18 protein-coding genes are annotated in these 17,327 nt (G+C 72.9%); 7 read left to right on the plus strand and 11 right to left on the minus strand.

The genetic code is table 11. The annotated features are described in order from the left end of the window. Nucleotides 1-247 precede the first annotated feature (247 nt). Nucleotides 248-898 (minus strand): HAD family hydrolase, encoded by a 651-nt coding sequence (locus AQJ66_RS14915; RefSeq protein WP_061921067.1) that lies wholly within the window; start codon nucleotides 896-898, stop codon nucleotides 248-250. Between the two features lie 69 nt (nucleotides 899-967). On the opposite strand from AQJ66_RS14915, the gene AQJ66_RS14920 reads away from it, so the two are divergent. Then, entirely contained in the window at nucleotides 968-1,327 is a 360-nt protein-coding gene (locus AQJ66_RS14920; protein WP_061921069.1) for a hypothetical protein, read from the plus strand. A 1-nt stretch (nucleotide 1,328) separates the two neighbouring features. Then, nucleotides 1,329-1,757 carry a hypothetical protein gene (locus AQJ66_RS14925; RefSeq protein ID WP_061921071.1) on the plus strand — a complete coding sequence of 143 codons (429 nt, stop codon included), beginning with the start codon at nucleotides 1,329-1,331 and terminating at the stop codon, nucleotides 1,755-1,757. A gap of 33 nt (nucleotides 1,758-1,790) precedes the next feature. Here the strand turns inward: AQJ66_RS14925 and AQJ66_RS14930 are convergent, their stop codons facing one another. From AQJ66_RS14930 to AQJ66_RS14940, 3 genes are all read right to left on the minus strand, one after another. Further along, the gene (locus AQJ66_RS14930; protein WP_061921073.1) at nucleotides 1,791-2,294 is read right to left on the minus strand and encodes a GNAT family N-acetyltransferase; all 504 of its coding nucleotides are present in this window, start codon (nucleotides 2,292-2,294) and stop codon (nucleotides 1,791-1,793) included. Nucleotides 2,295-2,339: 45 nt separating this feature from the next. Further along, nucleotides 2,340-2,846 carry a sigma-70 family RNA polymerase sigma factor gene (locus AQJ66_RS14935; RefSeq protein ID WP_061921076.1) on the minus strand — a complete coding sequence of 169 codons (507 nt, stop codon included), beginning with the start codon at nucleotides 2,844-2,846 and terminating at the stop codon, nucleotides 2,340-2,342. 94 nt (nucleotides 2,847-2,940) lie between these two features. Continuing rightward, nucleotides 2,941-4,116 (minus strand): glycerophosphodiester phosphodiesterase, encoded by a 1,176-nt coding sequence (locus tag AQJ66_RS14940; RefSeq protein WP_061921078.1) that lies wholly within the window; start codon nucleotides 4,114-4,116, stop codon nucleotides 2,941-2,943. Nucleotides 4,117-4,495: 379 nt separating this feature from the next. Here AQJ66_RS14940 and AQJ66_RS14945 point away from each other — a divergent pair, with 379 nt between their 5' ends. Then, nucleotides 4,496-5,125 carry a lysophospholipid acyltransferase family protein gene (locus AQJ66_RS14945; protein ID WP_079060243.1) on the plus strand — a complete coding sequence of 210 codons (630 nt, stop codon included), beginning with the start codon at nucleotides 4,496-4,498 and terminating at the stop codon, nucleotides 5,123-5,125. 31 nt (nucleotides 5,126-5,156) lie between these two features. Here AQJ66_RS14945 and AQJ66_RS14950 read toward each other — a convergent pair whose 3' ends face one another. The 5 genes from AQJ66_RS14950 to AQJ66_RS14970 form a co-directional block, all read right to left on the minus strand. Next, nucleotides 5,157-6,680: an MFS transporter gene (locus AQJ66_RS14950; protein ID WP_061921082.1), complete on the minus strand. Its 1,524-nt coding sequence runs from the start codon at nucleotides 6,678-6,680 to the stop codon at nucleotides 5,157-5,159. A 39-nt stretch (nucleotides 6,681-6,719) separates the two neighbouring features. Beyond that, nucleotides 6,720-7,268, minus strand: coding sequence for a TetR/AcrR family transcriptional regulator (locus tag AQJ66_RS14955; protein ID WP_061921083.1), 549 nt, complete (start codon nucleotides 7,266-7,268; stop codon nucleotides 6,720-6,722). Nucleotides 7,269-7,352: 84 nt separating this feature from the next. Further along, entirely contained in the window at nucleotides 7,353-8,324 is a 972-nt protein-coding gene (locus AQJ66_RS14960; protein WP_061921085.1) for an aldo/keto reductase, read from the minus strand. A 56-nt stretch (nucleotides 8,325-8,380) separates the two neighbouring features. Beyond that, nucleotides 8,381-9,811 carry an argininosuccinate lyase gene (argH, locus tag AQJ66_RS14965; protein WP_061921087.1) on the minus strand — a complete coding sequence of 477 codons (1,431 nt, stop codon included), beginning with the start codon at nucleotides 9,809-9,811 and terminating at the stop codon, nucleotides 8,381-8,383. A gap of 100 nt (nucleotides 9,812-9,911) precedes the next feature. Beyond that, nucleotides 9,912-11,105, minus strand: coding sequence for an argininosuccinate synthase (locus AQJ66_RS14970; RefSeq protein ID WP_208611364.1), 1,194 nt, complete (start codon nucleotides 11,103-11,105; stop codon nucleotides 9,912-9,914). 213 nt (nucleotides 11,106-11,318) lie between these two features. Between AQJ66_RS14970 and AQJ66_RS14975 the strand changes: the two genes are divergently transcribed. From AQJ66_RS14975 to AQJ66_RS14985, 3 genes are all read left to right on the plus strand, one after another. Next, nucleotides 11,319-12,194, plus strand: a complete 876-nt coding sequence (locus AQJ66_RS14975; RefSeq protein WP_061921091.1) for a hypothetical protein — start codon at nucleotides 11,319-11,321, stop codon at nucleotides 12,192-12,194. Between the two features lie 124 nt (nucleotides 12,195-12,318). Beyond that, nucleotides 12,319-12,906: a pyridoxamine 5'-phosphate oxidase family protein gene (locus AQJ66_RS14980; RefSeq protein WP_061921093.1), complete on the plus strand. Its 588-nt coding sequence runs from the start codon at nucleotides 12,319-12,321 to the stop codon at nucleotides 12,904-12,906. 3 nt (nucleotides 12,907-12,909) lie between these two features. Continuing rightward, entirely contained in the window at nucleotides 12,910-13,611 is a 702-nt protein-coding gene (locus AQJ66_RS14985) for a L,D-transpeptidase family protein (protein WP_061921095.1), read from the plus strand. On the opposite strand, the gene AQJ66_RS14990 is transcribed toward AQJ66_RS14985, so the two are convergent. Continuing rightward, entirely contained in the window at nucleotides 13,598-15,076 is a 1,479-nt protein-coding gene (locus tag AQJ66_RS14990) for a sensor histidine kinase (RefSeq protein WP_061921096.1), read from the minus strand. The two genes, AQJ66_RS14985 and AQJ66_RS14990, sit on opposite strands and share 14 nt — an antisense overlap. Beyond that, nucleotides 15,073-15,813, minus strand: coding sequence for a response regulator transcription factor (locus AQJ66_RS14995; RefSeq protein ID WP_061921098.1), 741 nt, complete (start codon nucleotides 15,811-15,813; stop codon nucleotides 15,073-15,075). Before AQJ66_RS14995 ends, AQJ66_RS14990 begins: the two co-directional genes overlap by 4 nt. A gap of 148 nt (nucleotides 15,814-15,961) precedes the next feature. On the opposite strand from AQJ66_RS14995, the gene AQJ66_RS15000 reads away from it, so the two are divergent. Continuing rightward, nucleotides 15,962-17,314: a ferredoxin reductase family protein gene (locus AQJ66_RS15000; RefSeq protein WP_061921100.1), complete on the plus strand. Its 1,353-nt coding sequence runs from the start codon at nucleotides 15,962-15,964 to the stop codon at nucleotides 17,312-17,314. Nucleotides 17,315-17,327 lie beyond the last annotated feature (13 nt).

Consider the following 17,327-nt stretch of genomic DNA (forward strand, 5'->3'; position numbering starts at 1 on the left):
CCGGGACGCCGCTCGGGCGGCGCGGACAGGCCGCGGCTCTCGCTTCGGGGCGCGAGGCTCAGGTGGTGCGGGGGCCCTCTAGAAGGCGCACATTCGACACATACAGCGAGCACCGGGCGTCATGGTCGCCTCGGTCGCAGGAGTGCGGGTGCTCGTCGTGGTCATGCGATCAGTAAACCAGACCCACGGTGCTGACAGGCCGCCGCCGTCCGCATGCTGGACAGCCGTGGACAGCGGCGGGCGGTGCTCAGCCGCGTCGGGAGATCTCCACTCCCTCGTCGGTGACCAGTGCCGACAGGGCCGACAGGTCGTTCACCACCAGGTCGGCGGTCAGCTCCTCGGCCCGGTGGGTTGTGGCCAACGCCACGGTGGTCATGCCGGCCGCGCGGCCCGCCTGGAGTCCGGCGGGGGCGTCCTCGAAGACCACGCAGTGGGCCGGGTCGACGCCGAGCTGCCGTGCGGCGAGCAGGTAGGGCTCGGGGTCGGGCTTGCCTCGGGTGATGTCGTCGGCGGTGATCAGGGTCTTGGGCAGGATGCCGACGGCGTCCAGCCGGGCCTCGGCCAGGCGCCGGGTGGCGGAGGTGACGACGGCCCAGCGGTCGGCGGGCAGGGAGTCCAGGAACTCCCGCGTGCCGGGCAGGAGCCGCACGCCCCCGTTCGGCACGTCCTCCACCTCCAGCTGCTCGACCCGGGCGACCGCCTCGGGCACGAGCCGGGCGGGCAGCAGGTCGGCGACTATGTCCACGGCGGGCCGGCCGTGCAGTTCCACGCGCCGGAACTCCTCGGCGGTGATCCCGTACTCGCCCGCCCACCGGGTCCAGCAGCGCTCGACGGAGTCGAGGGAGGAGACCAGGGTGCCGTCGTTGTCGAACAGGAGGGCGTGTGCGTGGATCGTCATGGCTTCGACCCTACGGCGTACGCCGGGGTCGGCGGCGTGCGCCCGATTCGGCCGTAATAAGGTCACGGCATGCTCAACGCCCTGACGCTGGTGACCGGGGTCGCCGCGCTGCTGCTCGCCGCCTGGTGCGGCTGGGCCGCCTACCGGGACCAGCCGACCAAGGACTGGCACTTCATCGGCATGGCCGTGGTGTCGCTGCTGGCGGTGGTCCAGCTGGTCGTCGGCATCGTGCAGCTGGCGCGGGGCGAGAAGCCGGCCCAGGGCACGACGATCTTCGTGGCCTATCTGCTGGGCGCCTTCGCGTGCGTTCCGGCGGCGGGCCTGATGTCGCTGGCCGAGCGGACGCGCTGGGGCTCGGTGACGGCGGCGGCCGGCGGTGTGGTGCTGGCCGTGCTCGAGGTGCGGCTCTACGACATCTGGGGAGGCTGAGGTGACGGCGGTGGAGGAGAAGCCGGGCCGGCTCATCAGCGGGCCGGGCATGCTGCTCGTGTGGTTCTACGGCGTGATGGTCGTCGGCGCGGTCTCCCGCTCGGCGTACCAGATCGCCACCGACTTCGGCCGGGCGCCGCTCGCCTACTCCCTGTCGGCGGTGGCGGGCCTGGTGTACGGCTTCATCACGTACACGCTGGTGCGGGGCGGCGAGACCGCGCGCCGGGTGGCGCTGGTGTGCTGCGCCGCGGAGCTCGCGGGCGTACTGATCGTGGGCACCTGGACGGTGGTCGAGCCGTCGGCCTTCCCCGATGCGACCGTGTGGTCGGACTACGGCATGGGGTACGTGTTCATCCCGGTGCTGCTGCCGCTGACGGCGCTGTACTGGCTGCGCAGGTCGGCGGTGCGCAGGCCCGGCCCGGAGGCCTGACCCGCGCACGGCCCGGCAGGACCTGGTACGGCGTCAGGCGGTCGCCGCGAACGAGTCGGCGGCGACCTGCTTCTCCAGGACGATCATCTCCACGCCGTCGGCGCCCTGGGAGCGGCCCACCGCCTCGTAGCCGACGCGCCGGTAGAGCCGGAGGTTGCCCTCGCTGCGGTGTCCGGTGTGCAGGCGGAACCGGGTTGCGCCGCGCTGTTCGGCGAGGGCGTTCTCGGCCGCGCGGAGCAGCCGGGCGCCGATGCCGTGGCCCTGCAGGCGGGGGTGGACGCACAGCCTGCCGATGCGGGCGGAGCCGTCCTCGGTGACCCTGCCCCGCACGGAGCCGACCACCTCGTCGCCGAGCCGGGCGACGAAGACGCAGTCGGAGGCCACTTCCCGGCGGAGGGAGTCGAGGCTCTGGACGAGCGGGTCGATGTGGTAGTTGCCGTACAGCGCCGCCTCGCTCTGGAAGCAGAGGTACTGGAGCTTGAGGATCTGCTCCGCGTCGTGCTCGGTCGCCCCCGAGATGGTCACGCTCATGCCCATGTGCGCATGCCTCCCGCTCACCTGATCACCGGTCGTTCCCCACTTCTATCCCCGCGCTTGTCGGGCCACAACCTCCGGCGCCAGCAATCGCCGCAGACATCCCAGACATCGGGAGCGTTCCGGGCCCAGAGCGCCCTGTGAGATACCCAACTCCCCCGCGATCTCACGGTAGGTCGGGTCCTCGGGCGACAGCAGCGCCTCCAGCAGGCGGGGGCAGCGGCCGGGCAGCCGGCGCACCGCCGCGCGCAGGGCGCGGTACCGGGCGGCGGTGAGCGCCGTCTGCTCGGGACCGGGACGGGCCTCGTCGGCCGGCTCGGCGTCGTAGGGCCGTTCGAGGCGGGCGGTACGACGGCTGCGGCGCGCCTCGGCACGGACCGCCCTGCGCAGCCACTCGGGCGGGTCGGACGGTGGCGCGCCGGCCTCCAGGCGCTCCAGCAGCCGCAGCCAGACGGCCTGCTCCAGATCGCCCGGCTCGCTCCCGGAGGCGGGGGCCTCGGCGGAGGCTTCGGCGGTGAGCAGGGGCCGCAGGGCGGCTACCAGGTCGTGGGTCACACGCGTAAACGACGCGTCGCCCCGGCGGCGGGTTGCCGGGGCGACGCGGAGTCGGCCCGAACGGGGTGCGGTGGGCCGGACGGTTGACGGGGGCTCAGCGGGCCAGGAAGTCGGCGCGGGCGAGCAGTCCGGTGTCGGCGTTGTCGGTGAAGACGCCGTCGATGCCGGTCGCGAAGTACGTGCGGTAGGCGCCGAAGACGTCGCCGTAGGCGTCCTTCGCGGTGCCCTTGCGGTACTCGGCCGGCAGGAAGGGGTTCTCGTTGCGCATGGTGTACGGGTGCAGGACCAGCCCCACCTTGTGCGCGTCGGCGACCAGGGTGGTCGGCGTGCCGAGGGTGCCGTCGGCGTTCTTCGGGATGACCAGGTCCAGCGTGGGGCCGATGCCCTGGGCGTAGCCGGCGATCTCCCGCAGGCCCGCGGGCCTGATCAGGTCGGCGACCGTGCGCGGGTCGCCCGTCTCGACGAAGTCGTAGGGGCGGCTGTCGGCCGAGGAGAGCAGCACGACGAGCGGGTTGTCGACGAGCCGGTTCAGCCGCTGGATGCTGGTCGGCTCGAAGGACTGCAGGATGACGGGGGCGTCGCGGCCGTCCTTGCCGTGCCTGCGCAGCAGCTTGGCCACCCGCTCCTCCAGGCCGAGGCCCAGCTTGCGGAAGTAGGTGGGGTGCTTGGTCTCGGGGTAGATCCAGACCTGCCGGCCGCGCCTGCGGGTCTGCTCGTCCTGCCACTTCAGGACCTCTTCGAAGGTGGGGATCTCCCAGCGCCCGTCGTAGAGGGTGTTGTGCGGCCGGTTGGCCGGGATGCGCTCGACGGCGCGCAGGGTCTTCAGCTCGGCGAGGGTGAAGTCCTCGGTGAACCAGCCGGTGGTGGGGACGCCGTCGAGGACCTTGGTGGTCCTGCGGTCCGCGAACTCCGGGTGCGCGGCCACGTCCGTGGTGCCGCCGATCTCCGGTTCGTGGCGGCAGACGAGGTGGCCGTCCTTCGTGGGGACCAGGTCGCCGGCCTCCACGACGTCGGCGCCGAGGTCGAGGGCCAGGTCGTACGAGCCGAAGGTGTGCTCCGGGCGGTAGCCGGCGGTGCCCCGGTGGCCGATGATCGTCGGCACCGGAAGGCTCTTCAGCCCGCGGCCCCCGCGCCCGGACGCCCGGGTCGCGGCGGCCGCGGCGGAGCCGGGCACCCCCAGCACCGCTCCGCCCGCCCCGAGCACCGCGGCGCCGAGGAGCGCCCGCCGTCCGGTTCCCTGCGTCTGCTCGTGTCCCTGGTCGCCGTCCATGGGCGCGCCCTCCTGCCGTCGGCTCTTCGCTGCGGGGCGATCGTAGGGGCGTGCGTGTGACGGAGGGGAGACCTGTGTTCGAACACGCGGGTGACGCCGTCTGACCGGTCGGGGACGGAACATGACGCTCCGTCGGCCGCCGCGGCGGTGCGGCCGGGCGCGATGTCCGTCACACCGCCGTCCGGGTGTCAGAGGCGCCACCGCAGGTAAACCAGCGTCAACAGTGCGTAAGACATCGGTGAACCGGGCGTACCCGATGTGCGCTTCCCCCTGAGCCGCGAGTAATGTCCTCACCTGCACAGACTCATACCGACCCCTCTCGACGCCGGAGGATCCGTTGTCCCGCTTCGCGCTCATCAAGGCAGTGCTCGGACCGATCATGCGCCTGATGTTCCGCCCACAGGTGGAGGGCATGGAGCACATCCCCGGGGACGGGCCGGTCATCCTCGCGGGCAACCACCTCACGTTCATCGACTCGATCGTGCTGCCGGTGGTCACCAAGCGGCAGGTCTGCTTCATCGGCAAGGACGAGTACGTCACCGGCAAGGGGTTCAAGGGCCGGCTCATGGCCTGGTTCTTCACCGGCGTCGGCATGATCCCGGTGGACCGGGACGGCGCGAACGGGGGCGTGGCCGCGCTGATGACCGGGCGGCGGATCCTGGAGGAGGGGAAGGTCTTCGGGATCTACCCCGAGGGGACGCGGTCGCCCGACGGCCGGCTGTACCGGGGGCGCACCGGCATCGCCCGGCTGACGCTGATGACCGGGGCGCCGGTGGTGCCCTTCGCGATGATCGGCACGGACAAGCTGCAGCCGGGCGGGCGGGGCATCCCGCGGCCGGGGCGCGTGACCGTCCGGTTCGGCGCGCCGATGGAGTTCTCCCGGTACGACGGGATGGACCGGGACCGCTACGTGCTGCGCGCGGTGACCGACTCCGTGATGACCGAGGTGATGCGGCTCTCCGGCCAGGAGTACGTCGACATGTACGCCACGAAGGCGAAGGCCGCCTGAGCCTCGCGCCCCGACGGCGGCCCGGCCCGGCTCAGCCGGTGCTGTCGAGCTTCTGCCCCTTCAGCAGGAACCAGGCCGCCAGGGCCGTCGCCAGCAGGACCGCCGCTCCGGCGCCGGAGGCCAGGTGCAATCCCTGGACGAAGGAGTCGCGGGCGGCGTCCAGCATCGGCCCGGCCGCACGCGGCGGCATGCTCCTCGACGCCTCCACCGCCGCCCCCAGTGACTCGTGGGCCTCGGACGGGGTGCCCGCCGGGCCGGTGAAGCCGCGGTAGACGCCCGTCACGATCGAGCCCAGCAGGGCGATGCCGAGGGCGGCGCCGAGTTCGTACGCCGTCTCGGAGACCGCCGAGGCGGCGCCGGCCTGGTCCTTCGGGACGCCGGAGAGGATCACGTCGGCGGTGACCGTGAAGGAGAAGCCCGCGCCGACGCCCACGACGAGGAGGGCGGCGCCGAGCACCGGGTAGCCCGTCGACGCGCCCAGCGAGGTGAGCGCGGCGAGCGCCAGGCCGACCGCCGCGAGGCCGCCGGAGACCACCGCCCGGACCGAGAAGCGGCGCGCCGCGCGGCCCGCGGCCAGACCGGCCGCCACCGCGCCCACGGCCGCGGGGAGTTCGGCCAGGCCCGCCTCGAACGGGCGCCTGCCCTGGACGAGTTGCAGGTACTGGGAGAGGAAGAACACCAGGCCCGACATGCCGAGCACGGTCAGCAGGTCGGCGAGGACCGCCCCGCTGAAGCCGCGGTGCCGGAACAGGCGCATGTCGAGCAGCGGGACCGGCAGGGTGAGCTGGCGGCGGACGAAGCCGTACAGGGCCGCGGCGCCGGGCAGCGCCGTGGCGAGCACCGGCCAGGCCGGGCCGTGGGTGGCGGCCTCCTTGACCGCGTACACGACGGCGATCATGCCGACGAGCGACAGCAGGACGCTGACCAGGTCCCAGGGGCCCGGGTGCGGGTTGCGGGACTCGGGCAGCGTGCGCACGCCGACGAGGACCAGGACCGCCATGACGGGCAGGTTGATCAGGAAGACCGAGCCCCACCAGAAGTGCTCGAGGAGGAACCCTCCGGTGATCGGGCCGACGGCCGTGCCCGCGGAGGCCGTGGCGCCCCAGATGCCGACGGCGAGGCTGCGCTCGCGGGGGTCGGGGAAGAGGTTGCGGATCAGGGCGAGGGTGGCGGGCATCAGGGTCGCGCCCGCGACGCCGAGCAGCGCCCGCGCCAGGATCATCATGCCCGGCGTCGTCGCGTAGGCGTTCAGCACGGACACCGCGCCGAACGCCGTGGCGCCGACGAGCAGGATCCGCTTGCGGCCGATGCGGTCGCCGAGGCTGCCCATGGAGACGAGCAGTCCGGCGATGACGAAGGAGTAGACGTCGCCGATCCACAGCAGCTGGGTGCCGGAGGGGTGCAGGTCCTCGCTGATGAAGGGGGTCGCCAGGCCGAGGACGGTGGCGTCGACGGCCACCAGCAGCACGGCCAGGACGAGGACGCAGAGCGCGAGCCAGCGGCCCGGGCGCTCCTCCCCCTCCGCCACACGGGCCGGCTGCAGGGTGCTGGTCATGATTCCTCTCTTCTCGTCGCTCTTGGCACGCGTCCGTCGTCAGGCGCGGATGCGTCGTACGCCGCCGAGCAGCAGCTCGACGATCATGTAGGTGAAGTCCTTGGCGGCCACCCGTCCCTCGGCCACCGCCCAGGCGCCGGAGGCCAGCAGGCCGTACAGCGCCTCGGTGAGCCAGGCCGGGGTGAGGTCGATGCGGAACTCGCCGCTCTCCTGGCCGCGCCGGAACAGGGCCGTGAGGCGGGCGTCGATGCGGGCCCAGCCCTCGTTCTGCTGCTCGCCCTCGAACAGCTGGTTCTCGGTGTAGAGGAAGGCGAGCAGGCCGGCCGCGGGCTCGATGGCGCGGACCAGCCGGTGGACGGCGTCGCCCGCCGGGCCCTCGGCCAGCCGGGCGGTGTCCAGGGCCGCCTCGCACTCGGCGATGCCGAGCGCCTCCAGGGCCCGGACGAGCGCGTCCCGTCCGGCGAAGTGGCGGTGCAGCGTGGCCCGGCTGATCCCGGCGGCCCTGGCCACCTCGTCCATCGTCGCGGTGGACTTCCGGGTCAGCAGGGCGGCCGCACTGCGCAGCACGTGGTCACGATCCAAGGCCATGAAACGAGCATAGCCCAGATGAGACACTCATGTCTCATGCTGGGCATGCGTGATTCATCGCCGCTGGTCGGCGCGCGTGCCGGATCAGTGCCAGGGCAGCCCGCCGCGCCGCTCCCAGTAGGCGCGCGGGTCCTCCACCAGGGTGGCGAGGCGGGTCAGCTGGTCGTCGTCGAGGTCCACGACGGCCGCGTGCAGGTTGGAGGCGAGCTGGGTGACGGTCGCGGCGCCGGACAGGACCACTCCGGCCCAGGGCCGGCACAGGACGAGGGCGAGGGCGACGGCGTCGCAGCCGAGGGAGGTCTCCTCGGCCACGGCCTTCAGCACGTCCGGGGCGTGCGGCGCGGCGAGCCGGCCGTTGGCCATGCCCTCCTTGACGATCACGGTGAGCCCGGCGTCGTGCGCCTCGGCGAGCGCGGGGCCGGCCGAGGTCTCCAGGGCGTTGTACGTCGACTGGACGGTGCGGAAGAGCGGCTCGCCGTCGACGGTCACCTCCAGCGCGGCGCGGATCGCGTCGGCCTGGGCCGGGCCGCTGGTGGAGAAACCGACGGTCAGGCCGGAGGCGGCGGCCTCGGCGAGGCGACCGTGGAGCTCCTTGTCGGTGAGGGCCGGGCTGTCCGGCGTCACCGAGTGGATCTGGTAGAGGTCGAGGCGGTCGCCGAGGAGCGCGTCGGTCTCGGCGCGCTGGCGCTCGTACGTCGCGAGGCTGTGGTCCTTGACCTCGTGCTGCGCGGCCTCGGTGGACCAGCCGGCGGTGTAGGTGTAGCCCCACTTGCTGCCGACGACCACGTCCGCGATGTCCGGGCGGGCGCTGAGCCAGCCGGCGAGGAACTCCTCGGAGCGCCCGTAGGAGCGGGCGACGTCGAAGTAGCGCACCCCCTGCGCGTAGGCGGCGTCGAGGAGTTCGTGGGTTCGGGCGCGCAGCGCCTCCACGGTCCGGTCGTCCCCGAGGTCGTGCTCCCGGCCGAGGTTGATGTAGCCCGGCCGGCCGACGGCGGCGAGTCCCAGCCCGATGTGGGACGTGGGCGTCGTGACTGAGGCGAGACGGGCGAAGGGCATCGCGGGCTCCGTTCGGTCGGCTGACTGCGACCAACGTAACCCGTGACGCCCACCGGTCACCGCTTCTTGGCGTCCGCCCAGGCGTGCTGGGCCGCCACGTCGGCCTTGACCTCCGCGAGCTGGACCGCGACGGCGCTCGGTGCCGTTCCGCCGCGTCCGTCGCGGGAGGCGAGGGCGCCGGGCACGTTGAGGACCGTGCGCACCTCGGGGGTGAGGTGGGCGGAGATCTTCGCGAACTGCTCGTCCGTGAGCTCGTCCAGCTCCTTGCCCTCGGCCTCGGCGGCCTTCACGCACTCGCCGGCCACCTCGTGCGCCACCCGGAACGGCACGCCCTGCTTGACCAGCCACTCGGCGATGTCCGTGGCGAGCGAGAAGCCGGCCGGGGCCAGCTCCTCCATGCGCTCGCGGTGGACCGTCAGGGTGGCGATCATGCCGGTGAAGGCGGGCAGCAGCACCTCCAGCTGGTCACAGGAGTCGAAGACCGGCTCCTTGTCCTCCTGCAGGTCCCGGTTGTAGGCGAGAGGCAGCGCCTTCAGGGTCGCGAGGAGACCGGTGAGGTTGCCGATCAGCCGGCCGGACTTGCCGCGGGCCAGCTCGGCGATGTCCGGGTTCTTCTTCTGCGGCATGATCGACGAGCCGGTGGAGAACGCGTCGTGCAGGGTCACGAAGGAGAACTCCTTCGTGTTCCACAGGATGATCTCCTCCGCGATCCGGGAGAGGTTGACGCCGATCATCGCCGTGATGAAGGCGAACTCGGCGACGAAGTCCCGGGAGGCGGTGCCGTCGATGGAGTTGCCCACGCTGCCGCGCTCGAAGCCGAGGTCCTGCGCCACCGCCTCCGGGTCCAGGCCCAGGGAGGACCCGGCGAGGGCGCCGGAGCCGTACGGGGAGACCGCCGTGCGCTCGTCCCACTGGCGCAGCCGCTCGGCGTCCCGGGACAGGGACTGGACGTGCGCGAGGACGTGGTGCGCGAAGAGCACCGGCTGGGCGTGCTGCAGGTGGGTGCGGCCGGGCATGGCCACGTCCGGGTGGGCCTCCGCCAGGCCGATCAGGGCGTCCTGGAGCTCGGCGATCAGGCCGCCGACGATCCGGGCGTGGTCGCGCAGGTACATCCGGAAGAGCGTGGCGACCTGGTCGTTGCGGGACCGGCCGGCGCGCAGCTTGCCGCCGAGGTCGGGGCCGAGGCGCTCCAGCAGGCCGCGCTCCAGTGCGGTGTGCACGTCCTCGTCGGCGATCGTGCCGGTGAACGCGCCCGAGGCCACGTCCGCCTCCAGCCGGTCGAGCCCGGCGATCATGCGCCGCAGCTCGTCCTCGGTGAGGAGCCCCGCCTTGTGCAGCACGCGCGCGTGGGCACGCGAGCCGGCGATGTCGTAGGGCGCGAGCCGCCAGTCGAAGTGGACGGACGCGGACAGCTTCGCCAGGGCCTCGGCGGGACCGTCGGCGAACCGGCCGCCCCAGAGCCGTACGTCACCGCTGTTGCTGCTCACTTGGCTTGCTCCTCGAAGCTCTTGATGTGCCACCGCCTCCCCACCCTTCCAGGCGGGGAGGCGGCTGTCAGGCCGATGCGTGTGAGGTGACCCGCGCGTGTTACGCGAGGTCCCGCTTGGCGGCGATCTTCGACGACAGGCTGTAGATGTCGATGAAGCCCTTGGCCGCGGCCTGGTCGAAGGTGTCGCCGGTGTCGTAGGTGGCGAGGTTGAAGTCGTACAGCGACGACTCGGAGCGCCGGCCGGTGACGACGGCGCGGCCGCCGTGCAGGGTCAGCCGGATGTCGCCGGAGACGTGCTGGTTGGCCTCGTCGATGAAGCCGTCCAGGGCGCGCTTGAGCGGGGAGAACCACTGGCCGTCGTAGACCAGTTCGCCCCAGCGCTGCTCGACCTGGCGCTTGTAGCGGGCGAGTTCGCGCTCGACGGTGACGTTCTCCAGCTCCTGGTGGGCGGTGATCAGGGCGATCGCGCCGGGAGCCTCGTAGACCTCGCGGGACTTGATGCCGACGAGGCGGTCCTCGACCATGTCGATCCGGCCGACGCCCTGGGCGCCGGCGCGCTCGTTGAGCTGCTGGATGGCCTGCAGGACGGTGACGGGCCTGCCGTCGAGGGCGACCGGGACGCCCTCCTTGAAGGTGATGACCACCTCGTCGGCCTCGCGCGGGACGGCCGGGTTGGAGGTGTACTCGTAGATGTCCTCGATCGGGGCGTTCCAGATGTCCTCCAGGAAGCCCGTCTCGACGGCGCGCCCGAAGACGTTCTGGTCGATGGAGTACGGGGACTTCTTGGTGGTGGCGATCGGGAGCTGCTTCGCCTCGCAGAAGGCGATCGCCTTGTCCCGGGTCATCGCGTAGTCGCGGACCGGGGCGATGCACTTCAGGTCGGGGGCGAGGGCGACGATGCCGGCCTCGAAGCGGACCTGGTCGTTGCCCTTGCCGGTGCAGCCGTGGGCGACCGTGGTGGCGCCGTGCTTCTTGGCGGCGGCGACCAGGTGCTTGACGATCGTCGGCCGGGAGAGGGCGGAGACCAGCGGGTAGCGGTCCATGTAGAGGGCGTTGGCCTTGATCGCCGGGAGGCAGTACTCGTCGGCGAACTCGTCCTTGGCGTCCGCGACCTCGGCCTCGACGGCGCCGCACGCGAGGGCGCGCTTGCGGATGACGTCCAGGTCCTCGCCGCCCTGGCCGACGTCGACCGCAACGGCGATGACCTCGGCGCCCGTCTCCTCGGCGATCCAGCCGATGGCGACGGAGGTGTCCAGACCGCCTGAGTAGGCGAGTACGACGCGCTCGGTCACGGGTTTCTCCTCACAGTGCATTCGCTGATATGCATGAGTATGCAGAACTCCGCATGATTCGTCAATCGCTGCACCGGCGTGGCGCGGGTCGGCGGGGTTTTCACAGGGAGGTTGAACATCCGAAACCGCTTTCACGTACCTCACTGCGGACGCAAGGCGCCGCGTCGACCCCAGCTCGACCAGACCCACTCCTGACCCAAGTGAGGCATCCGCATGTCCAGGGCTCTTCCGAAGTACAACAAGCGTCGCGTCGCGCTCATCGGTGGCGCGGCCGCCGTGGTGCTGTCCGGCGCGGTCATCGCGGGCTCGGCCCTCGCCGGCACCCCCAAGAGCGACAGCGGCGCCGGCGCACGCACGCTGGCGGCCGGCGGCAACACCGGCGTCGGCACCATCACCTGCCCGGACGTGGCCTCCCGGCTGCCCGCCGTACCGGCCGCCGCGCAGGCCGAGGTCGACCGCAACCTGACGCTGCTCCAGACGCAGATCAACGAGGCCAACACCCGCCTGAAGAACACCGTCGGACAGGGCGGCCCCAACTTCGTCAACAACGCCATCCTCGGCCCCCTCAAGGACAAGCGCGTCTCCACCATCGACCGCATCGCCATCGCCATCGGCCGCAAGGGCACCAAGCCCACCGGCCTGGACGCACTGGCCGCCTGCACGCTGAACGCGAACGGGGCGAACGGCGCGAACGGCACGGGCGGGGCCGGAGGCGACGCGGGCGCCGGGAACGCGGCCGGCGACGCGGGGCAGGGGCAGCAGGCGAACGGCTCGGCGGCCGGCGGCAACACCGGCGCGGGCACGATCAGCTGCCCGGACGTGGCCTCCCGGCTGCCCGCCGTACCGGCCGCCGCGCAGGCCGAGGTCGACCGCAACCTGACGCTGCTCCAGACGCAGATCAACGAGGCCAACACCCGCCTGAAGAACACCGTCGGACAGGGCGGCCCCAACTTCGTCAACAACGCCATCCTCGGCCCCCTCAAGGACAAGCGCGTCTCCACCATCGACCGCATCGCCATCGCCATCGGCCGCAAGGGCACCAAGCCCACCGGCCTGGACGCACTGGCCGCCTGCACGCTCACCAAGTGACGTGACAGGCAGCCGGGGCCGCCCCGTACCAGCGCCGGCCGGGGCGGCCCGCGGCGCGTCCGCATGCCGGACGGACGCGCAATTCGTGAGACAGCCGAACGGCTTCGGCCGATAATCGCCGGCCATGGGAAAGACCTATGAGCGCATAGACGGCAGGCTCCGGACGTTCATCGAGGAGCAGCCCCTCTTCTTCACCGCGACCGCTCCCCTGTCCGGCGACGGCACGGTCAACCTCTCCCCCAAGGGCCTCAGGGGCTCGTTCGCCGTGCTGGACGACCTCACAGTGGCCTATCTGGACTTCGCCGGGTCCAACGCGGAGACGATCGCGCACCTGCGGGAGAACGGGCGGATCACCCTGATGTGGTGCGCCTTCCAGGGTCCGCCGAACATCGTGCGGGTGCACGGCCGGGGCGAGCCGGTCTTCCGCGACGACCCGCGCTTCGGGGAGCTGCTCGCCCGCTTCCCCGGTATCGACGCGAGCGTGCACGGGCTGCGCGCGATCATCGTCGTCCGCGCCGAGCTGGTGCGCGACACCTGCGGCTACGCCGTCCCCCGCATGGCGTACGAGGAGGACCGCGACCTGCACGGCAAGCGGTTCGCGCGGGAGGACGACGCCTCGCTCGGCGCGTACTTCGCCAAGAAGGAGCACGTCGCGACCAGCCTGGACGGCCTACCCGGGCTGCCGCTTCCGCTGCCGCCGTCTAGCGTCTGAGGCATGCGCCCCGGTGTCGTCGCCGCCCTAGTGTCCCCGTCCGCCTGCGTGCTCGCTCTCGCGCCCGCTCCCGGCCCGGCGCCGCTGCCCGCGCGGATGGCGGACACCGGCGGCGGCACCCAGCTGATCACCGCCGAGGCCCCGCGCGCCGACGCCACGTCGGGGACCCTCACCTGGTGGGACAGGCGGGACGGGCAGTGGGTCCGGGCCGGGTCCGCGCCGGCCCGGTTCGGGTCCAAGGGGCTCGTGGAGGGGACCGAGCGCACGCAGGGCACGAACACGACACCGGCCGGGCTGTACGGCCTTCCGTTCGGGTTCGGCGTCAAGACGGCGCCGGCCGGGACCCGCATGGCGTACCGGGTGGTGAAGGACGGTTCCTGGTGGTGCGAGGACGGCGCGTCCTCGTCGTACAACCGCTGGGTGGACCCGCTGCCCGCGGACTGCCGGGCCGCCGAGTCCGAGCACCTGATCACCTACGGGACGCAGTACGCGTACGGGCTCGTCACCGCGTTCAACTACGACCGGCCGGTGCGGGGCCGCGGAGCCGGGATCTTCCTGCACGTGAACGGGCAGGGCGCCACGGCCGGCTGCGTCTCGGTGCCGGAGGACGCCATGCGCGCGCTGCTCACGTGGGCGGACCCGGCCCGCGGGCCGCACATCGCGATCGGCACCACCGACGGCGCGACCGCCCTCACCCGGTACTGACGTCCGCCAGCGGGAGCCGCACGCTGAACGTCGTCGAGCCCGGCCTGCTCTCCAGGGCCACGCTGCCCTCGTGCGCCTCCACCACCGCCGTGACGATCGACAGGCCCAGCCCCGCCCCACCGCCGGAGGCGCCCGGCCGGCGGCGGTGCTCGGCCCGGGTGAACCGCTCGAAGACGTGCGCCTGGATGTCCTCGGGGACGCCGGGGCCGTCGTCGTGGACGGACAGCAGGGCCCTCGTCCCCTCCGTCTCCAGGGTCACCGTCACCTTGGTGCCCAGGGGCGTGTGCAGCCGGGCGTTGGCCAGCAGGTTGGCCAGCGCCTGGTGGAGCCGGTGCGCGTCACCCGTCACCGTGACCGGCTCCTCGGGCAGGTCCATGGTCCAGCGGTGGTCGGGGCCGGCGGCCCGGGCGTCCGTCACCGCGTCCAGCACCAGGTGGGTGAGGTCGACGGGGCGGCGCTCCAGCGGGCGGCCCGCGTCCAGGCGGGCCAGCAGCAGCAGGTCGTCGACCATCTCCCCCATCCGGGAGGACTCGGCGGTGATGCGCTCCAGGGCCCGGGTGACCTCCGGCGGCACCGGACCGGGGTGCAGCAGGGCCAGCTCGGCGTGGCCGCGGACCGAGGCGACCGGGGTGCGCAGCTCGTGGCTGGCGTCGGCGGCGAAGCGGCGCAGCCGCTCCTCGCTGGCGTGGCGTTTGGTCAGGGCGTTCTCGACATGGCCGAGCATGCGGTTGAAGGCCACCGCGACCCGGCCGACCTCGCTGCGGGGATCGGACTCCGGGGCCCGGGGCGGCAGCGCCACCTCGCCGCTGGCGAGCGGCAGCTCGCTGACCCGGGTAGCGGTGGCGGTGACCCGGCTGAGCGGGCGCAGCGACCAGCGCACCCAGAAGGCCCCGGCCACGCCGGTGACGACGAGGGCCAGGCCGAAGACGACGCCGGCCACCAGCACCAGGCGGTGCACGGCCGCCTGGACGGGCTCCAGCGGGAGCCCGACGACCAGCACGTCCCCGTCCCGGCCGGGGGTGGCGACGACGCGGTAGTCGTCGAGGGCGGACAGCTCGACGGTGCGCGGCCTGCCGTCCGCCGGGACCTGGGCCAGGTGCCGGCGGTCCGCGGCCGTGAGGTCGACGTTCACGTCGGACGGGTCGTCGGAGCGGATGAGCCCCTTGTTGACGACCGTGCCGTCCACCAGCCGGGCGCCGAAGGTGCCGGTGGCCTGCCGGCGGGTGTCGCCGTGCTCGTCGCCGTCGTGGTCGTCGGGCAGCCGGACCCCGTGCTCCAGGCTCTCCGGGAAGCGGGTGCCGGCCTGGGCGAGCTGTTCGTCCAGGCGCTGGGTGAGGAAGCCGTTCAGTTCGACGACGGCGGCGAGGCCCACGGCCGCGCAGCTCACCGCGAGCAGCACTACCAGCCCGACGGTGAGCCGGGCGCGCAGAGTACGGGGGCGGGGCAGCCGGCGCAGCCGGGTCATGAGCTCACCGGCTTGATCACGTACCCGGCGCCGCGCACCGTGTGGATCATGGGTTCGCGGCCCGCGTCCACCTTCTTGCGCAGGTAGGAGATGTACAGCTCCACCACGTGGGCCCGGCCGCCGAAGTCGTAGGACCAGACCCGGTCGAGGATCTGGGCCTTGCTGAGCACCCGGCGCGGGTTGCGCATGAGGAAGCGAAGCAGCTCGAACTCGGTCGGGGAGAGCTCGATCAGCTCGCCGGCCCGGGTCACCTCGCGGGCCTCCTCGTCCATGACCAGGTCGCCCACGGTCAGCAGGGGGCCCTCCTCCAGCTGGCGGGCCATGCCCGCGCGGCGCAGCAGTCCGCGCAGCCGGGCGACGACCTCCTCCAGGCTGAAGGGCTTGGTGACGTAGTCGTCGCCGCCGGCCGTGATGCCGGCGATGCGGTCCTCGACCGCGTCCCGGGCGGTGAGGAAGAGCACACACACCTCGGGCTTCACCTCGTGCAGGCGGCGCAGCACCGTGAAGCCGTCGGTGTCGGGGAGCATCACGTCCAGGACGACGGCGTCGGGCAGCAGCTCGCGCGCGGCGGTGACCGCGGAGGCGCCGTCGCCGGCGGCGCGCACCTCCCAGCCCTCGTAGCGCAGGGCGCCGGTGAGGACCTCCGCGAGGTCGGGGTCGTCGTCGACGACGAGGACGCGCAGCGGCGTGCCGTCGGGTCGGGTGAGGGCCGGGCGGCCCGAGCGGGTGGTGTTCATCGCCCCTCAAGCATCGCGCGCCCGTCGGGTTCCGTGCCGCGGGGGTCGCTCTGAGTTCTCTGTGAGTCCGTTCGGAAGTGCCCCTTTCAGAGGTTGCTCAGAGCTTCGCCACGCACAGTGGCAGACCTGACGGAGGAAGGGAACGAACATGACCACCCTGGACGAGCGACGCGTGGCCCCGCCCGTGTCCCCGGCCGCCCGGCGCTCCCCCGGGGGGCTCGTGCTGGCCGTGCTGTGGGCGGGGGCGGCCGCCGTGGTCGCGCTCTGGTGGGCCGGCACCGGATCCGTGGTCGGGTCGGCGGGCTATCTGACCGGGGCCGGGCGGATAGCCGGGCTGCTGTGCGGGTACGCCTGCGCGGTGCTGGTCGGCCTGATGGCGCGGGTGCCGCTGCTGGAGGTGCGGGTCGGCTCCGACCGGGTGGCGCGCTGGCACGCGATGGCCGGCCGCTACACGATCTGCCTGCTGGTGGCGCACGTCGTGCTGATCCTGGCCGGGTACGCGGCCCAGGACCGTGCCTCGCTGTGGCACGAGACGGTCACCGTCGTCACGGACTACCCGGACATGCTCAAGGCCACCGCGGGCACGGTGATCCTGTTCGCGGTCGGCATCACCTCGGCGCGGGCCGCGCGCCGCCGGACCAGCTACGAGTTCTGGTACTACGTGCACCTGCTGACGTACGCGGCCGTGTTCCTCGCCTTCGGGCACCAGCTCGCCCTCGGCAACGAGTTCAACGGCAAGCCGGTGGCGACCGCCGTCTGGTACGCGCTGTACCTCGGGGTGGCGGCCCTGGTGCTCTGGTACCGCGTCCTGGCCCCGGTCCGGCTGAACCTGCGCCACCGGCTGCGGGTCGACTCGGTGCACCAGGAGGCGCCGGGCGTGTACTCGGTCGTGGTGCGCGGGCTCCACCTGGACGAGCTGGGGGCGCGGCCGGGGCAGTTCTTCCGCTGGCGGTTCCTCGGCGAGGGCATGGGCTGGACGTCGACGCCGTACTCCCTGTCGGCGCCGCCGCGCCCGGACCTGCTGCGGATCACGGTCAAGGCGCTCGGCGACCACAGCGCGGCGGTGCCGCTGCTGCGGCCGGGCACCCGGGTCTGGGCGGAGGGCCCGTACGGCTCGCTGACCGCCGACCGGGCCACCAGCCACCACTCGCTGCTGATCGCCGCCGGTGTCGGCATCACCCCGCTGCGCGCCCTGTTCGAGACGCTGCCCGGTGACGTCACCCTGCTCTACCGGGCGCGCGGTCCCGAGGACCTGGCGCTGGGCGCCGAGCTGGAGCAGATCGCCCGCTGGCGCAACGCGCAGCTGCTGTACGCGCTGAACGGGCCGGGCGGGGAGCGCCCCGACATCTCGGCGCAGTCGCTGCGCGCCGCCTTCCCGGGCATCGCCGGCCACGACGTCTACATCTGCGGCCCGCACGGCTTCGCGCAGGACGTGTACGAGGCGCTGCGGGCGGCCGGGGTGCCGGACCGCCGGATCCACCACGAGTCCTTCGAGCTGTGAGAGTGTGAGGCAA

Source organism: Streptomyces bungoensis (assembly GCF_001514215.1).
Lineage (GTDB): Bacteria > Actinomycetota > Actinomycetes > Streptomycetales > Streptomycetaceae > Streptomyces > Streptomyces bungoensis.

Bases quoted from the DNA above. Each gene is read 5' to 3' on its own strand.
- AQJ66_RS14915 (WP_061921067.1), bottom strand. From the start codon at position 898: ATGACGATCCACGCACACGCCCTCCTGTTCGACAACGACGGCACCCTG.
- AQJ66_RS14920 (WP_061921069.1), top strand. From the start codon at position 968: ATGCTCAACGCCCTGACGCTGGTGACCGGGGTCGCCGCGCTGCTGCTC.
- AQJ66_RS14930 (WP_061921073.1), bottom strand. From the start codon at position 2,294: ATGGGCATGAGCGTGACCATCTCGGGGGCGACCGAGCACGACGCGGAG.
- AQJ66_RS14940 (WP_061921078.1), bottom strand. From the start codon at position 4,116: ATGGACGGCGACCAGGGACACGAGCAGACGCAGGGAACCGGACGGCGG.
- AQJ66_RS14945 (WP_079060243.1), top strand. From the start codon at position 4,496: ATGCGCCTGATGTTCCGCCCACAGGTGGAGGGCATGGAGCACATCCCC.
- AQJ66_RS14950 (WP_061921082.1), bottom strand. From the start codon at position 6,680: ATGACCAGCACCCTGCAGCCGGCCCGTGTGGCGGAGGGGGAGGAGCGC.
- AQJ66_RS14955 (WP_061921083.1), bottom strand. From the start codon at position 7,268: ATGGCCTTGGATCGTGACCACGTGCTGCGCAGTGCGGCCGCCCTGCTG.
- AQJ66_RS14960 (WP_061921085.1), bottom strand. From the start codon at position 8,324: ATGCCCTTCGCCCGTCTCGCCTCAGTCACGACGCCCACGTCCCACATC.
- AQJ66_RS14975 (WP_061921091.1), top strand. From the start codon at position 11,319: ATGTCCAGGGCTCTTCCGAAGTACAACAAGCGTCGCGTCGCGCTCATC.
- AQJ66_RS14980 (WP_061921093.1), top strand. From the start codon at position 12,319: ATGGGAAAGACCTATGAGCGCATAGACGGCAGGCTCCGGACGTTCATC.
- AQJ66_RS14985 (WP_061921095.1), top strand. From the start codon at position 12,910: ATGCGCCCCGGTGTCGTCGCCGCCCTAGTGTCCCCGTCCGCCTGCGTG.
- AQJ66_RS14990 (WP_061921096.1), bottom strand. From the start codon at position 15,076: ATGACCCGGCTGCGCCGGCTGCCCCGCCCCCGTACTCTGCGCGCCCGG.
- AQJ66_RS14995 (WP_061921098.1), bottom strand. From the start codon at position 15,813: ATGAACACCACCCGCTCGGGCCGCCCGGCCCTCACCCGACCCGACGGC.
- AQJ66_RS15000 (WP_061921100.1), top strand. From the start codon at position 15,962: ATGACCACCCTGGACGAGCGACGCGTGGCCCCGCCCGTGTCCCCGGCC.